Annotated in this window: 14 protein-coding genes; 6 read left to right on the top strand and 8 right to left on the bottom strand. The window is 61.6% G+C overall.

Translation table 11 applies throughout. The features are described from left to right. Positions 1 to 31 precede the first annotated feature (31 nt). Together C7T36_RS19530 and mqo are read right to left on the bottom strand one after the other, a co-directional pair. Positions 32 to 508, bottom strand: coding sequence for a GNAT family N-acetyltransferase (locus C7T36_RS19530; RefSeq protein WP_045067941.1), 477 nt, complete (start codon positions 506 to 508; stop codon positions 32 to 34). 11 nt (positions 509 to 519) lie between these two features. Beyond that, a complete protein-coding gene (mqo, locus tag C7T36_RS19525) occupies positions 520 to 2,058 on the bottom strand; it encodes a malate dehydrogenase (quinone) (protein ID WP_084702743.1) in 1,539 nt (512 codons plus the stop codon). Between the two features lie 146 nt (positions 2,059 to 2,204). On the opposite strand from mqo, the gene C7T36_RS19520 reads away from it, so the two are divergent. Continuing rightward, complete coding sequence (locus tag C7T36_RS19520) at positions 2,205 to 3,236, top strand: alpha/beta hydrolase (RefSeq protein ID WP_045067271.1); 1,032 nt, start codon at positions 2,205 to 2,207, stop codon at positions 3,234 to 3,236. Beyond that, the gene (gene mtr, locus C7T36_RS19515) at positions 3,233 to 4,609 is read left to right on the top strand and encodes a mycothione reductase (protein ID WP_045067268.1); all 1,377 of its coding nucleotides are present in this window, start codon (positions 3,233 to 3,235) and stop codon (positions 4,607 to 4,609) included. The genes C7T36_RS19520 and mtr overlap by 4 nt, the downstream gene beginning before the upstream one ends. 95 nt (positions 4,610 to 4,704) lie before the next feature. Here mtr and C7T36_RS19510 read toward each other — a convergent pair whose 3' ends face one another. Next, positions 4,705 to 5,250, bottom strand: a complete 546-nt coding sequence (locus C7T36_RS19510; RefSeq protein ID WP_045067266.1) for an alpha/beta fold hydrolase — start codon at positions 5,248 to 5,250, stop codon at positions 4,705 to 4,707. Positions 5,251 to 5,411: 161 nt separating this feature from the next. Here C7T36_RS19510 and C7T36_RS19505 point away from each other — a divergent pair, with 161 nt between their 5' ends. Together C7T36_RS19505 and C7T36_RS19500 are read left to right on the top strand one after the other, a co-directional pair. After that, positions 5,412 to 5,720, top strand: a complete 309-nt coding sequence (locus tag C7T36_RS19505; RefSeq protein ID WP_033235026.1) for an amphi-Trp domain-containing protein — start codon at positions 5,412 to 5,414, stop codon at positions 5,718 to 5,720. Between the two features lie 241 nt (positions 5,721 to 5,961). Next, positions 5,962 to 7,359, top strand: coding sequence for a DUF1254 domain-containing protein (locus C7T36_RS19500; protein ID WP_045067264.1), 1,398 nt, complete (start codon positions 5,962 to 5,964; stop codon positions 7,357 to 7,359). A gap of 188 nt (positions 7,360 to 7,547) precedes the next feature. On the opposite strand, the gene C7T36_RS19495 is transcribed toward C7T36_RS19500, so the two are convergent. The 3 genes from C7T36_RS19495 to C7T36_RS19485 are packed head-to-tail and all read right to left on the bottom strand — an operon-like array spanning position 7,548 to position 11,960. Further along, on the bottom strand, positions 7,548 to 8,528 hold the full coding sequence (locus tag C7T36_RS19495) for a linear amide C-N hydrolase (protein ID WP_045067263.1): 981 nt from the start codon (positions 8,526 to 8,528) through the stop codon (positions 7,548 to 7,550). Between the two features lie 26 nt (positions 8,529 to 8,554). After that, complete coding sequence (locus C7T36_RS19490) at positions 8,555 to 10,462, bottom strand: alkyl/aryl-sulfatase (protein ID WP_045067262.1); 1,908 nt, start codon at positions 10,460 to 10,462, stop codon at positions 8,555 to 8,557. 43 nt (positions 10,463 to 10,505) lie between these two features. Then, complete coding sequence (locus C7T36_RS19485) at positions 10,506 to 11,960, bottom strand: MFS transporter (protein ID WP_045067260.1); 1,455 nt, start codon at positions 11,958 to 11,960, stop codon at positions 10,506 to 10,508. Between the two features lie 125 nt (positions 11,961 to 12,085). On the opposite strand from C7T36_RS19485, the gene C7T36_RS19480 reads away from it, so the two are divergent. Together C7T36_RS19480 and C7T36_RS19475 are read left to right on the top strand one after the other, a co-directional pair. After that, on the top strand, positions 12,086 to 12,673 hold the full coding sequence (locus C7T36_RS19480; RefSeq protein ID WP_045067257.1) for a helix-turn-helix domain-containing protein: 588 nt from the start codon (positions 12,086 to 12,088) through the stop codon (positions 12,671 to 12,673). 157 nt (positions 12,674 to 12,830) lie between these two features. Further along, on the top strand, positions 12,831 to 14,636 hold the full coding sequence (locus tag C7T36_RS19475) for an alkyl/aryl-sulfatase (protein WP_045067256.1): 1,806 nt from the start codon (positions 12,831 to 12,833) through the stop codon (positions 14,634 to 14,636). 67 nt (positions 14,637 to 14,703) lie between these two features. On the opposite strand, the gene katG is transcribed toward C7T36_RS19475, so the two are convergent. After that, on the bottom strand, positions 14,704 to 16,929 hold the full coding sequence (gene katG, locus C7T36_RS19470; protein ID WP_045067255.1) for a catalase/peroxidase HPI: 2,226 nt from the start codon (positions 16,927 to 16,929) through the stop codon (positions 14,704 to 14,706). Positions 16,930 to 16,965: 36 nt separating this feature from the next. After that, on the bottom strand, positions 16,966 to 17,409 hold the full coding sequence (locus C7T36_RS19465) for a Fur family transcriptional regulator (RefSeq protein WP_045067939.1): 444 nt from the start codon (positions 17,407 to 17,409) through the stop codon (positions 16,966 to 16,968). Between the last annotated feature and the right edge of the window lie 192 nt (positions 17,410 to 17,601).

The following is a 17,601-nucleotide window of genomic DNA, read 5'->3' as shown; positions in this document are numbered from 1 at the left end:
GAGCCGACTGGGTCGGGTGTATGACTGCGTTTCAGCTGGCAAGCACAAACGCCTCGCCGCCACCGCGGCGCATCGGGGTGTGCGGAATACCGTCCTCGATAAATTCTTCGCCGTCAGCTTTGAAACCGTGCTTGCTGTACATGTCGACCAGATAGGTCTGAGCGTTGATGCGGCACGGCGCTTCGCCCACTTCGGCCAGCGCAGCTTGCAGCAATCGCGTCGTATGGCCCTGTCCGCGTGCTTCACGTGACGTGCAGAGTCGACCGATACGGAAGCTCTTCGTGCCGTCGTCGTGCTCTTCGAGGAGGCGCAGAGTGCACACCACCTCGCCGTCCTGCTCCAGCCAGAAATGGCGGGTTTCCGTCAGCAGGTCCCGCCCGTCCAACTCGGGGTACGGGCAGGCCTGCTCGACGACAAATACTTCTACCCGAAGCTTCAACAACTCGTAGAAAGTCTTGTTGTCGAGGTCGAGTGCCCATGAACGCTTCAATGCTGCTGTTGCCGTCATGGTTGCGACTATCACACAGTTGCAGCGGTCTCCGCGACCGGAAGAGAATCGGTTGACGCCGAGGAATCGAGCTCGAGCACCTTCGAGGACCAATCCCAGACCTGGTTGAAAAGTCCTTCGTTGTCGGTGAGCTTGACGCCGATGGACGGAACCATCTCGCGCAGCTTGCCCTTCCAGCCCTGGAATTCGGTCGGGAAGCAGCGCTCGAGCACGTCGAGCATCGCGGGAACAGCCGTCGACGCTCCGGGTGACGCACCGAGCAGTCCGGCGATGCTTCCGTCTTCGGCAGCCACCACGGCGGTACCGAATTCGAGGACGCCGCCCTTGCCCTTGGCCCGGCGAATCACCTGAACACGCTGGCCTGCGGTGATGAGCTCCCAGTCCTTGGTCTCCGCCTTGGGCGCAAATTCACGCAGGTCCCAGATGCGTCCGGTTTCGCTCTTGGTGAGCTCACTGACCAGGTACTTGACCAGACCGAGTTCGCTGACGCCGACGCCGAGCATCGAGAGGATGTTGTTGGGCTTGACCGAGCCGGGCAGGTCCGTGAAGCGCCCCTGCTTGAGGAACTTGGGCGACCAGCCGGCGTACGGTCCGAACAGCAGGCCTGGCTTGTTGCCGATGACACGCGTGTCGAGGTGCGGAACCGACATGGGCGGAGCGCCGACGGCAGCTTTGCCGTAGACCTTGGCGCTGTGCTGGTCGATCAGCTCAGGGTTGGTGCATCGCAGGAACGCGCCGCTGACGGGGAAGCCGCCGAAGCCCTTGGCTTCCTTGATGCCCGACTTCTGCAGCAGGTGCAGAGCGCCTCCACCGGCTCCGACGAACACGAATCGTGAACGCACGACGCGCTTTTCACCGGTGCGACGGTTGGTAACCTTGACGGTCCACGTCTTGTCGGAGTTCTGGGTGAGGTTGGTGACCTCGTGACCGAAGTACATGTTGCCGCCGGTCTTGCCGATGTAGCCGACGAGCTGCTTGGTGAGCGCTCCGAAGTCGACGTCGGTGCCGTCCTGGCTCCAGTTGAGGGCGATGGGATCCGAGAAGTCGCGGCCCTTTGCCATCAGCGGCAGGCGCTTGGTGAACTCGGCCGGGTCGTCGATGTACTCCATGCCACGGAAGAGCGGGTGGCCGGCAAGTGCGTCGTAGCGGGCACGCAGGTACTTGGCGTTTGCCTCACCGTGAACGAAGCTCACGTGCGCGATGGGGTTGATGAATTCCTTGGGCTGCGTCAACACGCCCTGCTCGACAGCGTGTGCCCAGAACTGCCGGGACACCTGGAACTGCTCGTTGACGTTGACGGCCTTCTTGATGTCGACCGTACCGTCCGAGTTCTCGGGGGTGTAGTTGAGCTCACAGAGCGCGGAGTGACCGGTTCCCGCGTTGTTCCACGGGTCGCTGCTCTCGGCTGCGACGGCGTCGAGCCTCTCGAAGGTCGAGATCGACCAGTCCGGCTGCAGCTGGCGCAACAATGCACCAAGCGTGGCACTCATGATGCCCGCACCTACGAGCACTACATCCGTCTTCGTCTCTACCGCGTTCTGATTCGACACTGGAGAATCGACTTCCTTGTCATTAGCCGTGCGCGCATCCGCCTGCTGTGTTACGCCGAATAGGTTACCTGGGCGTAAGTGCGCCGTTTACCACCCCCAATTGTGCTCTACAACGCCGCCGGGAAACGACGATTAGATTGTGATCTGTGACTACATGGGTTCCAGACGTCCTCGGAGACGGATATCAGCAGCTGACCATTCCTCTCGGAACCGATCCGGACGGTGAAGGTGAGGTCGACGCGACACTCGTCCGCTATCAGCCGCCTGGCGAGGCAGTTCGGGCGAACCGTGCAGTTCTGTACGTACACGGGTTCACCGATTACTTCTTCCAGAAACATCTGGCGGAGCACTTTGCCGAGCAGGGCTACGCCTTCTTTGCACTGGATCTGCGCAAGTGCGGGCGTTCACTGAAACCGGGCCACACCGCTCACTATGTGTCGGATCTCGCACTGTACGACGCCGAACTCAACGAGGCCCTGCGCATCGTGAACTCCGAAACCGACGGCAGCGAACTGCTCCTGATGGCTCATTCGACCGGTGGGCTCATCGTTCCGCTGTGGCTGGACCGACTCCAGCGCAAGCCGGGCGGCAGCGCAGGACACGGCATCGCGGGTCTTGTGCTCAACAGCCCGTGGTTCGACCTGCAGGGTCCGGCGATGGTTCGCAGCGTCGGCACCGCCGCCATCGACGCACTGGGACGGGTGTCCGCGAAGACTGTCATCCCCGGCACCGGCTTGCCGACGTACGGCTCGAGCCTCCACGTCTCCGCCAACGGCGAGTGGGACTACAACCTCGACTGGAAGCCGCTCGAAGGTTGCCCGGTCACGTTCGGGTGGATGCGTGCCGTGCGCGGCGGACACGCGCAACTGCATCGCGGCCTGGATATCGGTGTACCCGCGTTGATCCTGCGCTCGAAGAAATCGGAGTTCGCCAGGGCATACCACCCCGGCGTCGACCTGGCAGATTCCGTCCTGGATGTGAGGCAGATCGCACGGTGGGCCGGTTGCCTCGGTGATCGGACTACGATCGTTCCCATCGACGGCGCGCGCCACGACGTCTTCCTCTCGACTCAGAAGCCGTTGGCCACAGCCTTTTCCGAACTCGATCAGTGGCTGGAGTGGCTAGAGCGCCATCTGACCGCAAACGCAGACACCACCACACAGGAGAACGCGCAGTGACGCATTACGACCTTGCCATCATCGGAAGCGGCTCGGGGAATTCGTTGCCCGACGAGCGATTCGACGGCAAGAAAATCGCCATCCTCGAGGAAGGCACCTTCGGCGGCACGTGCCTCAACGTCGGTTGCATACCGACCAAGATGTTCGTCTACGCGGCAGAGGTCGCGAACACGGTGTCGCATGCCGAGAAGTTCGGCGTCGACGCCACCCTGGACGGTGTCCGCTGGTCCGACATCGTCAAGCGCGTCTTCGGCCGGATCGATCCCATCTCCGCGGGCGGCGAACGCTACCGCAGCGAGGACAGCCCCAACACCACCGTCTACCGCGGCCACGCCACCTTCACCGGACCGAAGACCATCAACACCGGCACGGGTGAGACCATCACTGCCGACCAGGTTGTGATCGCGGCCGGTTCACGCCCGATCATTCCCGAGGAGATCGCCGGCTCTGGTGTGAAGTACTACACCAACGAAGACATCATGCGCTTGCCGGAACTCCCCGAGCACCTCGTAATCGTCGGCTCGGGTTTCATTGCCACCGAGTTTGCACATGTGTTCTCCGCCTTGGGTTCTCGCGTGTCGATCGTCGGCCGCAGTGGGCGCCTCCTGCGTCATCTCGACGACGAGATCTCGGAGCGTTTCACCGAACTCGCCGTCAAGAAGTGGGACGTGCATCTCGGATCACCGATGCAGTCGGTCCGCGCGGACGGTGAGAACATCGCCGTCGAACTGGCAAATGGCACAGTCGTTTCCGGCGACGTTCTGCTCGTTGCGGTGGGCCGCAAGCCCAACGGAGATCTCCTGGACCTCGACAAGGCCGGCATCGAACTCGACGACAACGGCTCCATCGTCGTCGACGAGTACCAGCGCACCACCGCGGAAGGCGTCTTTGCACTCGGCGACGTCTCCTCCCCCTATCAGCTCAAGCACGTGGCCAACCACGAGGCGCGTGTTGTTCAGCACAACCTGCTCCAGGACGCGTGGAACGACACTTCCGGGCTGCGCGCCACCGATCACCGGTTTGTCCCGGCCGCGGTGTTCACCGATCCACAGATCGCCGATGTCGGAATGACGGAGAAGCAGGCGCGCGACGCCGGACTCGACATCACCGTCAAGGTCCAGGCGTACGGCGACGTCGCCTACGGCTGGGCGATGGAAGATCAGGAAGGTCTCTGCAAGGTCATCGCGGAGCGCGGCACGGGCCGACTCCTGGGCGCTCACGTCATGGGAACCCACGCGCCGACCGTCATCCAGCCACTCATCCAGGCCATGAGTTTCGGGCTGTCCGCGCAGGACATGGCCCGTGGGCAGTACTGGATCCACCCGGCCCTGGCCGAGGTCGTCGAGAACGCGTTGCTCGGACTCGACATCTAGAACGCTCGACATCTAGGAACACTCGACATCTGTTTCGAACGGACGCACAAGGCGGGCACCCCCTCGGGGGATGCCCGCCTTGGTGGTTCTCGGGTCTACCAGGGGCTGGTGCGCAACACGATCTCCGTGGCGAGTTCAGCGGGCGCGGACTTCACGATGTCATCGACGCCAGGCACTTCGGCCACCCGGAAATCGGAGTACACAAACCGTCCACTGGCGTCGGCGATCGCCCGCCCAGCACTACCGACCACGATGGTTGTCGGCACCTCCACCGGCGGAACTCCGGCGATGTCGGCCGCCGACGGATGTCCACGATCCACCGAAATCAAGCTCGCGAAGCGGCCGAACTGGCGCGCCGCCAATAGCCACGCAAGGTCTGCCCCTTCCCGGTGTCCCACCAGGTTTACCCAGGCGATGTTCAACTCGTCGAGCAGAACCACTGCCGTCTTCTCGTCGAGATTCTCGATCGATTCGACCGCTACCGTGCGCAAATCCGAATTGTGGAGGCGTTCACACACTTTGTCGTATACGTCGACAGGGTCGCCCTTGCCCGGAAGAAGGAGGACCGCGTGCTTACTGACCGGTCCGTCGATCCGAACGGTGCACGACCCCTTGCCCACCGCTACTCGAGTCAGTTCCATGAAAGGCAACGGTACGCGATCCAATCCCCAGGTCGGCGAGCAGCGGACTGAAAATGACAACTCACACAGGAGCGCGGTAATCAGCGGTCGCGCGAAACTCCCACAATCTTTCGATGGTCCAATTACCGTGAACAATGAATCCGCCGAGGTCAGGAGTGATCGTGCCCAAATTGGAGATCAAAAGTAAGTCCGCACTCTCGCGAGCGGAAGTCGCCGAGCGACTGATCGCGCTCGGGCAAGCGCTCGCCAGCGGCTCGGAAGTGGAACTGGGATCGGGCGGCGACTCGATCGAAATCGCTGTCCCTGAACAGGTTCGGTGGGAACTCGAGATCGAGGTAGACGGCAACGAAGTCGAAATCGAAATCGAGATTCACTGGCGCGACGATCCCCCGGCTGAGCCGGCCGCAAAGTCCACGCCTCCGACTAAGGCAGTTCGACGCGGTCGGCCTCGCAAGAGCGCCGCCAAGTAATTCGTCGACATTCCATCGGTGCGCTCCGGCCGAGCTTTCAGAGGTCCCGGCCGTCGCCACTTCGTAACTCTCCGTGTGACAACAGAATCGGGTAACGGCTCCGAATAGAGTCGCGCGCCCCACACGCGACCACACCGCAAATCGATCTGCCATTGCGTCGGACGCAATGCCTGCCAGAGTTCTAGGGATCATCCGACGCGGGTGATGCCGTCGTCGATACCGACGGTTGATGATCTGTGGCATGGACCAAGCACATCCGACGTCTGAGACACCCTATGAATTCTCCGGGGGCTACCCGACCGCTGCGACCGCGAAGAAAGCCCACGAGGACGCCTATCTGGAGCGCGCACTCGTCGCCTACCGGTTTTGGTACCCGACAGTGTCCATTGAGGGGATTTTCAACGGCAACCGCGAACTAGGTTTCGACGACAACAAGGCGATGGGAATTGCAGCGACAACCCCTCGGCAGGTCGGATTCACACTTAACTCCGATACCCCCTACGGGGCAGCGGCTTTGGACCTCACTGAGGGGCCGATGGTCATCGAATTGCCGCCCGGAGCGTACATCGGTCTCGTCGACGATCATCACCACAGGTGGATCACCGATATGGGTATCCCCGGGCCCGACCAGGGCGCTGGAGGAACATACGCCATACTTCCCCCCGATCACACCGGAGAAGTACCGGCAGATCATCACGTCAGTCGGTCGAATTCCTTCAAAGTGCTGGTGGCAGTACGAGCCCTCCCGGTAGGGGGCGATCTCGATGCAGCCAAGGACGCACTCCTCCGAGTGAAGATCTACCGCCTCGGCACCGACAAACTACTCGATGTGATCGACACCAGCACCAAGACCGTCGACAGCACCTGTCTGCGGTGGGAGGACAACCTCGAATTCTGGCGAGTCCTGCACGGCATCCTCGAGGAAGAACCGCTTGTAGAGGAGTTCCGGCCAATGCACGGACTGCTCGACGGACTCGGAATCGGGAAAGGAACCCCGTTCGCACCGACAGACCGCGACGCTGCAGCACTCACGAAGGCCGCCCGAATCGGCCGTGATCAAATGTTGGTGACGGCATTCGCCGGAACACGCCCTGACCAGGCCGCCTGGACCGATCGGCAGTGGGAATGGGTGGGATTGGTTCCCGACAACGCGGACTTCGAGACACCCGCAGGTCTCGATCTCGAAGCCCGTGAGCGGTGGTTCGCGCAGGCCATCGTCGCGTCGCCGGCGATGTTCCGGCGCGTGGAGGGCAGTGGATCGCTGTATTGGCTCGCCACACGCGACAGCACCGGGACATACCTGGACGGCGCCAACGCCTACACACTCACTATCCCGCTGCCGGTCCCTGGCAAGCTCTTCTGGTCCGTCACCATCTACGACGCGCAAACACGTTCGCAAGTGCAGACGGACGGCAACAAGGGAGCGCTCAGATCGTTGTTCGAACTGTCATCGGCTCTGACCTCTGGCAATGAGATCACGCTGCACTTCGGTCCGACCCAACCAGACGATGCGGCGGACAACTGGCTGGAAACGGTTCCAGGTCGCGGATGGTTCGCATACATCCGTATCTACGGACCCGAAGCCGCAGCATTCGACGGCAGCTGGCGTCCCGGAGACTTCACCCCGGCAAAACGCTGAAACTAACTGGGCATCGACCGCCCACTGTTCGCCCTGCGCCGCCCTGAACGGGTGACAGGTCTGGAGGTCAAAAGCACTTCTCCCATGGGAGGATGCCAAACCGAAAGCCCCCCACGCGGCCAGGGCAACAGTGGCGAGCGGTCGGTAGCTGTTCCGTCACCTCAGCAGCGCACATCCACATCCCGCCCCTACAACCCGGCAAAGGTGAACGGTTCGGCGGGTTTGAACTGATCGGTGGAATCCCCCGAAAATACGGTGCTCTCGTCCGGCCCGAGTTCGAGCTTCCGGACGGTTGACCCCTCACTCAGATCGATCGACGACACATCCACCCAGAAAGTGTTCGGCGTCATGGCCGATTCGAAGAAGTACAGTCCCCGTTTGTGATCGACAACGGTGCGCCACCGTGTCGAGGATATATTCGGCTCGTCGGGAGTCGAAATACCCAGGGGCACTGACACGTTCCGAATGACACTGAAGGTCGCGGCCAATGCGGTACGCGGGTCGTCGGTCTTCGGGACCGCGTCGACGTAGAACGAGGCACGGGCAAAACGATCCGCGGCGCGATTGGTGCCGGGCAACATGACGGTTCCGTTGATCTGCTTCCAGTACTCGTTGACGGCGAGTTGTTTGTCGAAGATCGGAGAATTGGTCATCACCTGATACTCACGACTGTGGTGAATTGTCTGTCGGCCACCGATGTACTCGATGATGGCGCTGTCACCGCGAGCGTCCGAGAGCGACATGTGCAGTGTTGCCAAGCGGTCTTCTCCCGGAACGGCCGCAGTCACGATGGTGAAGGGCTCCGCTGCCAGCACCTCGACGGCTTCCGCGACGCTCCCACACCGGTCCAACACGTACTGCGCCCACGCAGCAATCGACAGGCCTGGAGTTGATCCGTCGTATTCCGGATACTCGGATTCAACGAGCCACAACAGATTTGCGGACAGTCCGGCGTCATTCACCCCATCTGTCGTGCACATGTCGTAAGCGGAAGCCACAACACTGCCGTACAACGATGTCCACGTTATCGAATTCGGCCCGGCGCAGCCTTCACGCTCCATACCGCGGGGAAATGCCCACAGATTGGTACCGAGATCGAGCTTCCAGTCCATCGACCGGGCAGTGATCACGGTGTCGTTCGGTCCTAGGTAAACCAATCGCGTACACATCGAGAAAATCTCCCTTCGTCTCTGGGTTACGGCGTGACGATATTGAAGGTGGGATCGAAGGTATCCAACAACCCTCCGAGCGTCTTCAAAGCCGAATCGTCGCCGTCGAGCGAGATTTTCCCGGCCCGAGCCAACTCGGGCGCTGCACCTGGTTGCAGAAGTGCGCCGATCAGCGCAGGTTTCGGCCCCGAGACCGTCAGCTGCGTGTTCGACGCCGCCCCCCGCCTGGCATTGAGAACGCCACGCTTGACCCACGTCGTCCATGCCTCGTCGTCGTGATCGGTGAACACAAAATCGATGCGGAGATCGACGTCAGCTGCCTTGTCGCCGATGAGATGTACTGCGACGAAGTCGAACAGGATGTCGATGGGCATCGCTAGGACACTGTCCTCACTTGCCGTGATGTAGGGAGGAGGTTGCGAGCCTTCACGTAATTCCAGGGCGGCTGTCAGGTAGATCCCGCGCCACTGCGGCCCTTCGGCTTGATACCCCATCTGTTCGTAGACGTCGGCCTGGAGGTTCTTCGCCTCGGTGTTCTCCGGTTGCGCGAACACCAACTTGTGCAGGATCTCAGCTGCCCAGCGGTAGTCCCCCGCATCGAAAGCCCGCTTTCCCTCGTCCAGAATCTTCTGTGCACCAAGGAGATCGACAAACCGTCTGGACGACTCCACCGGTGGATGCGGATGGAGCGACACCGGATCGCCGTCCCACATTCCCAGTTCCTTGGTGTAGACGGCGCGAACGTCGTGGTGCAGTGTTCCGTGATATCCGCGGTTGTACCACTTACGGCCGAGTTCCTCCGGTAGCTCGATGACTTCGGCAGCTTCGAGTGGTGTGTATCCCTTGTTAGCCAGACGCAGCGCCTGGTCGTGAATGTATTTGTATGTGTCTCTTTGTGATTCGATGAACGGCACCAGGTTCTCGTTGCCCCACACCGGCCACGTGTGCGGACCGTAGTGAACTGCTGCGTCGTCTCCCCATCGTTCGAGAGTCTCGTCCAGATATCGGGCGAAGTTCCGAGCGTCGCGCGTGCGTGCCCCCCGCAATGTCTGGATGTTGTGGAGCGAATGATTGGCGTTCTCCGCACAGGTCAAGGCCGCGAGTTCGGGGATCCAGATGTGCATTTCCTCGGGAGCCTCGGTGTCCGGCGCATAAAGGAATTCGAACTCCAGACCCGCAATTTCTCGTCTCGTTCCGGTCTCGGTGATGCTATCCGTGGGGGAAATGTACGAGACCAGTGGACCTTTGGTGCTGATCGTTCCGATCCCGCACGTAACCATCCCCTTCGGCCCGAGGTCGAGCAGTCCGCCGAACGCATAGAACGAACGCCTGGCCATGGCATTACCCGCAACCACGTTCTCACCGATTGCAAACTTGTCGAACGACGCGATCGTGCCTGGCGCGATGATCGGTACCTTCCCCGACGCAACGTCGTCGACATCGACGATTCCCTTGACGCCGCCGTAGTGGTCGATGTGAGTGTGCGTGTAGATAATTGCCGCCACCGGTTTGTCGCTGACGTGCTCACGAATCATCTTCATGCCCTGGCGCGCCGATTCAACGCCCGCCATACAATCGATGACGATCAGGCCCTCGTCGCCTTCTACGACCGTCAGGTTGGCGAGGTCGTTGTTTCGCACCTGATACAGACGATCCGTGACTTGGTACAGCCCGCCCCGGCGCATCAATTGGCCCTGACGCCACAAGCTCGGATTGACGGTATCCGGCGCAGGAGTGTCGTCGGTGAGGTAAGCCATCGCCTCCGGGTCGAACACCACGTGACCGTCGTCGCCGAACACCTCTCCCGGCAATGGAGCGATCAAGCCACGATCCGCATCCACGAAATCTTGCCGGTCTTCCATGGCATACCGCGCGACGGCTTCGCGATTCACCGTCACAGTGGCCGGTGTTGCGTCTTGATGGTTCTGGCACATGGCACTCCCCGTTCGGTTACGACGATCGGTTACACCCCCATCTCTATCGGGCGGGCGGGGTAGTTGGAATCACCCGTGCTGGGTGAACCGATGCTGACTGAGCCAATGTCGGCTGAGCCGATGCACACGCGATGACAAGAACCACCAACCCGCACGCGACAACGAGCATCCACCCCGCGTGTGACGCCTGCGCGACGTCCGAATCGACAGTGTTCGCGACAAAGCCACCGGCCAGTGCGACGCCGAGAGCAGCGCCGAACTGTCTTGCACTGGATGTGATTCCACCAGCGAGTCCAGCTTGCGATTGAGGCAGTCCGCTGACAGCAGTGTTGGTGATGGGGGCATTCGAGAAACCGAACCCGATACCGAGAAACAGGTAGGCGACAAGCACAGTCGGAAGACCGGTGTTGTTGTCGAGCGATACGAGACACAGGCCACCCAACGCGGTGAAGCCGCCGGCGATCAGCAGCGGTAACCGCGGCCCGACGCGTCCGACCAGAATCCCCGACAACGGTGCGCACACGGTTGCTGCAACAGCCATCGGGAGAATGACGACGCCCGCGGTGGCCGGGGTCATGCCACGCGCTTGTTGCAGGTAGAGCGTGCCGAGCAGCAGCGTCGCGTTCAATGCCACGAACACCACAACTGCGCCGAGAACCGCCGCAGAAAACGGTCTGTGCCGAAACAGTGCAGGGTCGACGAGTGGTTCAGCTTTCCTCGATTCGACAGCAATGAACGAAGCCAGAGCGAGCGCGACTGCGATGTAACCGACCACCGCACCGGGGGACGTCCATCCGATTCGTGGGCCCTCGATGAGCAGCCCCACTGCACCGCCCACAACAGCGACCAACAGTATTTGTCCCGGCAGATCGAGCCTTCGCGCCTGCGGAGCGCGCGATTCCGGCACGAACACAGCAGTCAACAAAAGGACAATCACGATCACCGGGACGTTGACCCAGAACACGGATCGCCAACCGAAGCTCTCGATGAGCACTCCACCGACGATCGGCCCGACGGCCATACTCAGACCGAAGACCGCGGCCCACACGCCGATCGCCTTGGCTCTCTCCTTCGGGTCGGTCATCACGTTGACCACGATTGCGAGCGCGACCGGACTCAACATCGAACCGCCAACGCCCTGTGCAATTCTCGCGGCGATCAGCACGCCTACCGACGGCGCAAGTGCGCACGCTATCGACGCGACTCCGAACACGACCAGTCCGATCTGGAAAACGCGTCTACGGCCGAACCTGTCGGCCAGGGCTCCGGACGAGATCAGTAAGCTCGCCAGAACGAGTGTGTATGCGTTGACGACCCATTCGAGACCAGGGATGCCGACGTGGAAACTTGCCCCGATCGTCGGCAGCGCGACATTGACGATGGTCGTGTCCAATCCGACCACGAACAAACTCGTGCAGCAGATTGCCAGGACGCCCCACCGCCGTCGGGCATGCATTCCGATCGCCTGCGGTCTGTCGATTCCGCTCGAAGGTTTCATGGTTGGACTCCCCTTGTACTGATGCTGTTGTGCTGATGCTGTGCCGTGGTCGCCTGTCGAAAGGATCGTCGCAACCGGGCCTGCAAACTCGGTAGGAAATTTGCGGAAACTGCAAAGATGAGCTCATGGATACCGAACTGGAGAAGATGCTCAGCGATATCGGACCGAGATTGCGGGCACTTCGTCGCGATCGCGACATGACCCTCGAAGCTCTGTCCGACGCCACGGGTATCTCCGTCAGCGCACTGTCACGACTCGAGTCGGGCAAGCGTCGTCCTACCCTCGATTTGCTTGTGCCTCTTGCCCGAACCCACCGTGTGGCACTGGACCAACTGGTTGGGGCGCCCGCCACCGGGGACCCCAGAGTTCACCTCACACCGAGTCGCCGCCGAAACGGAAGCGCTGTAGTGCCGTTGACGCGCTACCCGGGCCGGGTTCAGGTCTTCAAGCAGGTGATCGGGCCTCGCCCGCCGAAACTCGTCACACATGCCGGATACGAGTGGCTGTACGTTCTCGCCGGCGACCTACGCCTGATTCTCGGCGAGCACGAGGTTGTCCTCCGGCCAGGAGAAGTCGCGGAGTTCGACACCGCGGAGCCCCATTGGTTCGGCCCGGCAGATGACCAGGTTGTCGAGATCCTGCACCTGTTCGGCCCCAGCGGCGACAAGGCCCGCGTGCGCACGAACTCGAAAACTATTGCCGCACAAAAGTGAGACCTCCGGCTGATCTGCCTGCGACGGCGAGTCGGCACGAGGCGTTCGGTCGCGTTCGGTGCCACTCGATTCACCCGCCGCGGATGATGCGCAGAGCCGTGCGGAATTCGACCATGTGAGGACGTGATCATCGACTCTTCGAGGGAGCTGCATCGATATGGCGCTGGATTACTCCGACCGCACGGATTTCGACAACGCCGAGCGGGGCTTCATCGCCACGCTCGAACCGCTTACCATCAAGAACGCCGACGGACGGATTGTTTTCGATCTGTCCGGCTACAGCTATCTCGACGAACCGTGCCCGGAAACAGTTCATCCGAGCCTGTTTCGTCAGGCGCAGCTCTGCGTCAAGAACGGACTCTTCGAGGTCACCGACGGGATCTATCAGATCCGCGGGTTCGATATTTCCAATATGACGATCGTCGAGGGCGATACCGGCGTCATCGTGATCGACCCGATGATCTCCGCCGAGTGCGCTGCCGCAGGTCTTGCGCTCTACCGCGAGCACCGCGGTGACCGTCCGGTCACCGGCTTGATCTATACCCATTCACACGCAGACCATTTCGGCGGCGTGATGGGAGTTCTGCCGGACGGCGCCGGCGACGTGCCGATCATCGCGCCCGAAGGATTTCTCGAACACGCGGTATCGGAAAACGTCTATGCGGGAACGGCAATGAACCGTCGCGCGAACTACCAGTATGGCTACACATTGGACGTCGGACCAGAGGGCCAAGCCAGTCTCGGACTGGGCATTCAGACATCCGGTGGATCGGTGGGTCTGATCCCCCCAACTGTCGACATCACCCGTACCGGGCAGGAGGAAACCGTCGACGGAGTGCGGATCGTCTTCCAGATCACGCCGGGCACCGAAGCGCCGTCGGAGATGAACTTCCACTTTCCGGGCAGCCGCGCTTTGTGCGTCGCCGAAAATGCCACGCACAACCTGCACAACATCCTCACACTTCGGGGCGCACTGGTACGTGACCCACGCATCTGGTCCCATTACCTCGACGAGGCTGTCGAATTGTTCGCGCCGGATTCCGACGTCGTGTTCGCGTCACACCATTGGCCAACATGGGGATCCGAGAACATCGTGCAGTTCCTGACCGAACAGCGGGACATGTACGCGTACTTGCACGATCAGACGTTGCGGATGGTCAACATCGGACTGACCGGCAGCGAAATCGCCGAGGCGATCACGCTTCCCGCGTCGCTCGACGACGCCTGGCACGTGCGCGGTTACTACGGATCGGTCAGTCACAACGTCAAAGCGATCTACCAGCGCTACATGGGCTGGTTCGACGGTCATCCCAGCTCACTCTGGCAGCACCCGCCCGAGCAGTTGGCGGCCCGATACGTCGACGTGATCGGTGGCGTACCGGCAGTGCTCGACAAGGCGCGCGGCTACATCGATGCCGGTGACACGCGGTTCGCGGCCGAACTGCTCAAGCACGCGGTATTTGCCGAACCAGACAACACAGAAGCGAGAAACGCTCTCGCAGATCTCTACACCACGCTCGGCTACGGCGCCGAAAATCCGACCTGGCGCGGTTTCTACCTCACCGGGGCGAAGGAACTGCGAGGCGAAATCACCCCACCACCCATCGATCTCGGCACCGGAATGGCAGCGGCACTGACGGTGGAGCAACTCTTCGACACACTCGCCATCCGCGTCAACGGGCCCCGCGCCGGGGGTGAAAAGCTCTGCATCGAGTGGATTTTCACCGATCTCGACACAAAAGTCCGCATGACTCTCTCCAATGGCGCGCTGATACAGACACCCAACCCGCGGACCAAGGCAACCGCCGATCTCACCCTCACGTTGACCAAAGCCCAGTTGCTCGGGTTGCTGGCCGGCGGCGGACTGGACGGTATCGAGCATTCCGGCGACCCGGCGACGATACAGCGGCTCCTCGGGCTACTCGACAGTCCCGATCCGGCATTTGCGATTGTGACTCCCTGAACGAATACGTAAGGCCCACCCGGCAATTGATTGCCAGGTGGGCCTTACGTATTCAGCAGGGCGGCGATCAGTCGAGGTCGAACCGATCGAGTTCCATCACCTTGGTCCACGCGCTCGCGAAGTCCTCCACGAACTTCTGCTGTGCGTCCGCACTTGCGTACACCTCTGCGAGAGCACGCAGTTCCGAGTTCGATCCGAAGACAAGATCGACGGCAGTGGCAGAGTATTTGACGTCACCGGTGGCCCGGTCACGACCCTCGTAGACGTTCTCCGACGACGTAGACGGCTTCCACTCCGTGCCCATGTCGAGGAGATTGACGAAGAAGTCGTTGGTCAACGTCTGCGGCCGATCGGTCAGCACACCGTGGGCGGTACCCCCGACGTTGGCGTTCAGCCCGCGAAGGCCGCCGACCAGCACCGTCATCTCCGGTGGGGTCAACGTCAACATGTATGCCCGATCGACAAGCAGGATTTCGGCCGGAATCTTCTCCCCGCCGCGCAGGTAGTTCCTGAATCCGTCTGCCCGGGGTTCGAGAACCGCAAAGGACTCCACGTCCGTCTGTTCCTGCGACGCGTCCGCCCGACCGGGTGTGAACGAGACAGAGACTTCGTGGCCGGCGTCCTTGGCGGCCTTCTCGACCGCCGCGGTTCCCGCCAGAACAATCAGATCGGCAAGCGAGACCTTCGCTCCGCCGGACTGGGAATTGAAGTCCTGCTGGATCTGCTCGAGTGCACTCAATACCGTTGACAACTCGGCGGGACTGTTTGCCTCCCAACTCTTCTGCGGCTCGAGGCGAATCCGGGCTCCGTTTGCGCCGCCGCGCATATCGGTGCCACGGAAACTCGCCGCCGACGCCCAGGCGGTAGACACCAACTGCGAGATCGACAGCCCGGACTCCAGTACCTTGCTCTTGAGGGCAGCAATATCCGCATCGCCGATCACCGGGGCAGCGGCGTTGGGAACAGGATCCTGCCACAGCTGCGGTTCCGGAATCCACGGACCGAGATAGCGAGTGACCGGTCCCATGTCGCGGTGCAGCAGCTTGTACCAGGCCTTGGCGAACTCGTCGGCAAATTCGTCCGGGTGATCGAGCCAACGGCGCGTGATCTTCTCGTATGCCGGATCGAGCCGCAGCGACAGGTCCGTGGTCAGCATGGTCGGAGAACGCTTCACCGACGAATCGAACGGGTCCGGGATCGTGCCGGCACCGGCGCCGTCCTTGGGCGTCCACTGCCACGCGTCAGCGGGGCTCTTGGTCAGTTCCCACTCGTAGCCGTAGAGAATTTCCAGGAACGAGTTGTCCCACTGCGTCGGCGTATTCGTCCACACGACCTCGAGGCCGCTGGTGATCGCATCCTTCCCCACGCCTGTGCCGAAGGAACTCTTCCAGCCCAAGCCCTGTTGTTCGATCGGAGCGCCTTCGGGTTCGGGCCCGACCAGATCGGCGGGGCCGGCCCCGTGAGTCTTACCGAAGGTGTGTCCGCCGGCGATCAAGGCCGCCGTCTCGACGTCGTTCATCGCCATGCGCGCAAAGGTTTCGCGGATATCGCGGGCAGCGGCGACCGGATCGGGCTGCCCGTTCGGTCCCTCCGGGTTCACGTAGATCAAACCCATCTGCACCGCGCCGAGCGGACCGGACAGCTCACGGTCGCCGCTGTACCGCTCGTCTCCGAGCCACGAGTCCTCCGGGCCCCAGTACATTTCCTCCGGCTCCCAGATGTCCTCGCGACCGAACCCGAAGCCAAAGGTCTTGAACCCCATGGACTCCAAGGCGCAGTTGCCGGCAAAAACCAGAAGGTCGGCCCACGAGATCTGCTTGCCGTATTTCTGCTTGACGGGCCACAGCAAGCGGCGAGCCTTGTCGAGGCTTGCGTTGTCCGGCCAACTGTTCAGCGGCGCAAACCGTTGTGCGCCTTGACCTCCGCCGCCACGGCCGTCCGCGATACGGTAGGTCCCCGCGGCGTGCCAACTCATCCGAATGAACAGACCACCGTAGTGACCGTAGTCTGCGGGCCACCAATCCTGCGACGTTGTCATCAAGTCGATGACGTCGCGCTTGAGAGCGTCGACGTCGAGTTTCGCGAACTCCGCCGCGTAATCGAAGTCCGAACCCAAAGGGTTGGATTTGGGCGAATGAACACGCAACACCGAAAGGTTTGGCTGGTTCGGCCACCAGTCCTGGTTTGTCATCGGACGATGCGCCGTGGGCGTCGGAGCCGAGATCGCGGGATTTTCACTTTCGCTTCCCCCCTGCGACTTTCCTTCAGGGGCCATCGGGCAACTATCGGACACGTTAATCCCTCCATGAACAAATAGATCCGACTCCGATCACGGGTGTGATCGCGAACTCTGTGATGCCACGCAGTCGGGGCACATCCCCCAGAAGACAACTTCGACTTCGACGAACTCGAAACCGTCGTAATCCGGTGGCGTCAGACAAGGTGCCTCTCCAACTGCGCAGTCGACGTCCGACACCGTCCGGCACGATCGGCAGACGACGTGATGATGGTTGTCACCAACCCTCAACTCGTAGAGAGCCACTGAACCGGAAGGCTGAATCCGCCGCACGATTCCCACGGAGGTCAACGCATGCAGTACGTCGTACACCGCTTGGCGAGACACTCCCGGTAGAACCGCCCGAACAGCATCGAAAATCGAATCCGTCGGGGCATGTGGACGCGCATGCAGGGCTTCGAGCACCGCAACCCGTGGTCGGGTCACACGGAGCTCTGCGTCACGCAGTTGTGCTGGAAAGTCCGGCGTCGAGGACACCCCACTACTATGACGCGGATTTCTGGACTGATCCAAGACTTTCGCGAAAATAGTTGGAATTGACGCCAACCGAATGATTTCGAGCTCGAATTGATTCCGGATTGTTGCCACAGATGTCACTGTGGCCGTTATCCTCCGGCGCAGTATCCGAGCGGAACCAACGGGCCGACCGACGCGCAGGGTCGAATCCCT

The organism is Rhodococcus sp. AD45-ID (genome assembly GCF_003023755.1).
GTDB classification, from domain to species: Bacteria; Actinomycetota; Actinomycetes; order Mycobacteriales; family Mycobacteriaceae; genus Rhodococcus_F; species Rhodococcus_F globerula.
This window is presented reverse-complemented; position numbering and strand designations above follow the sequence as displayed.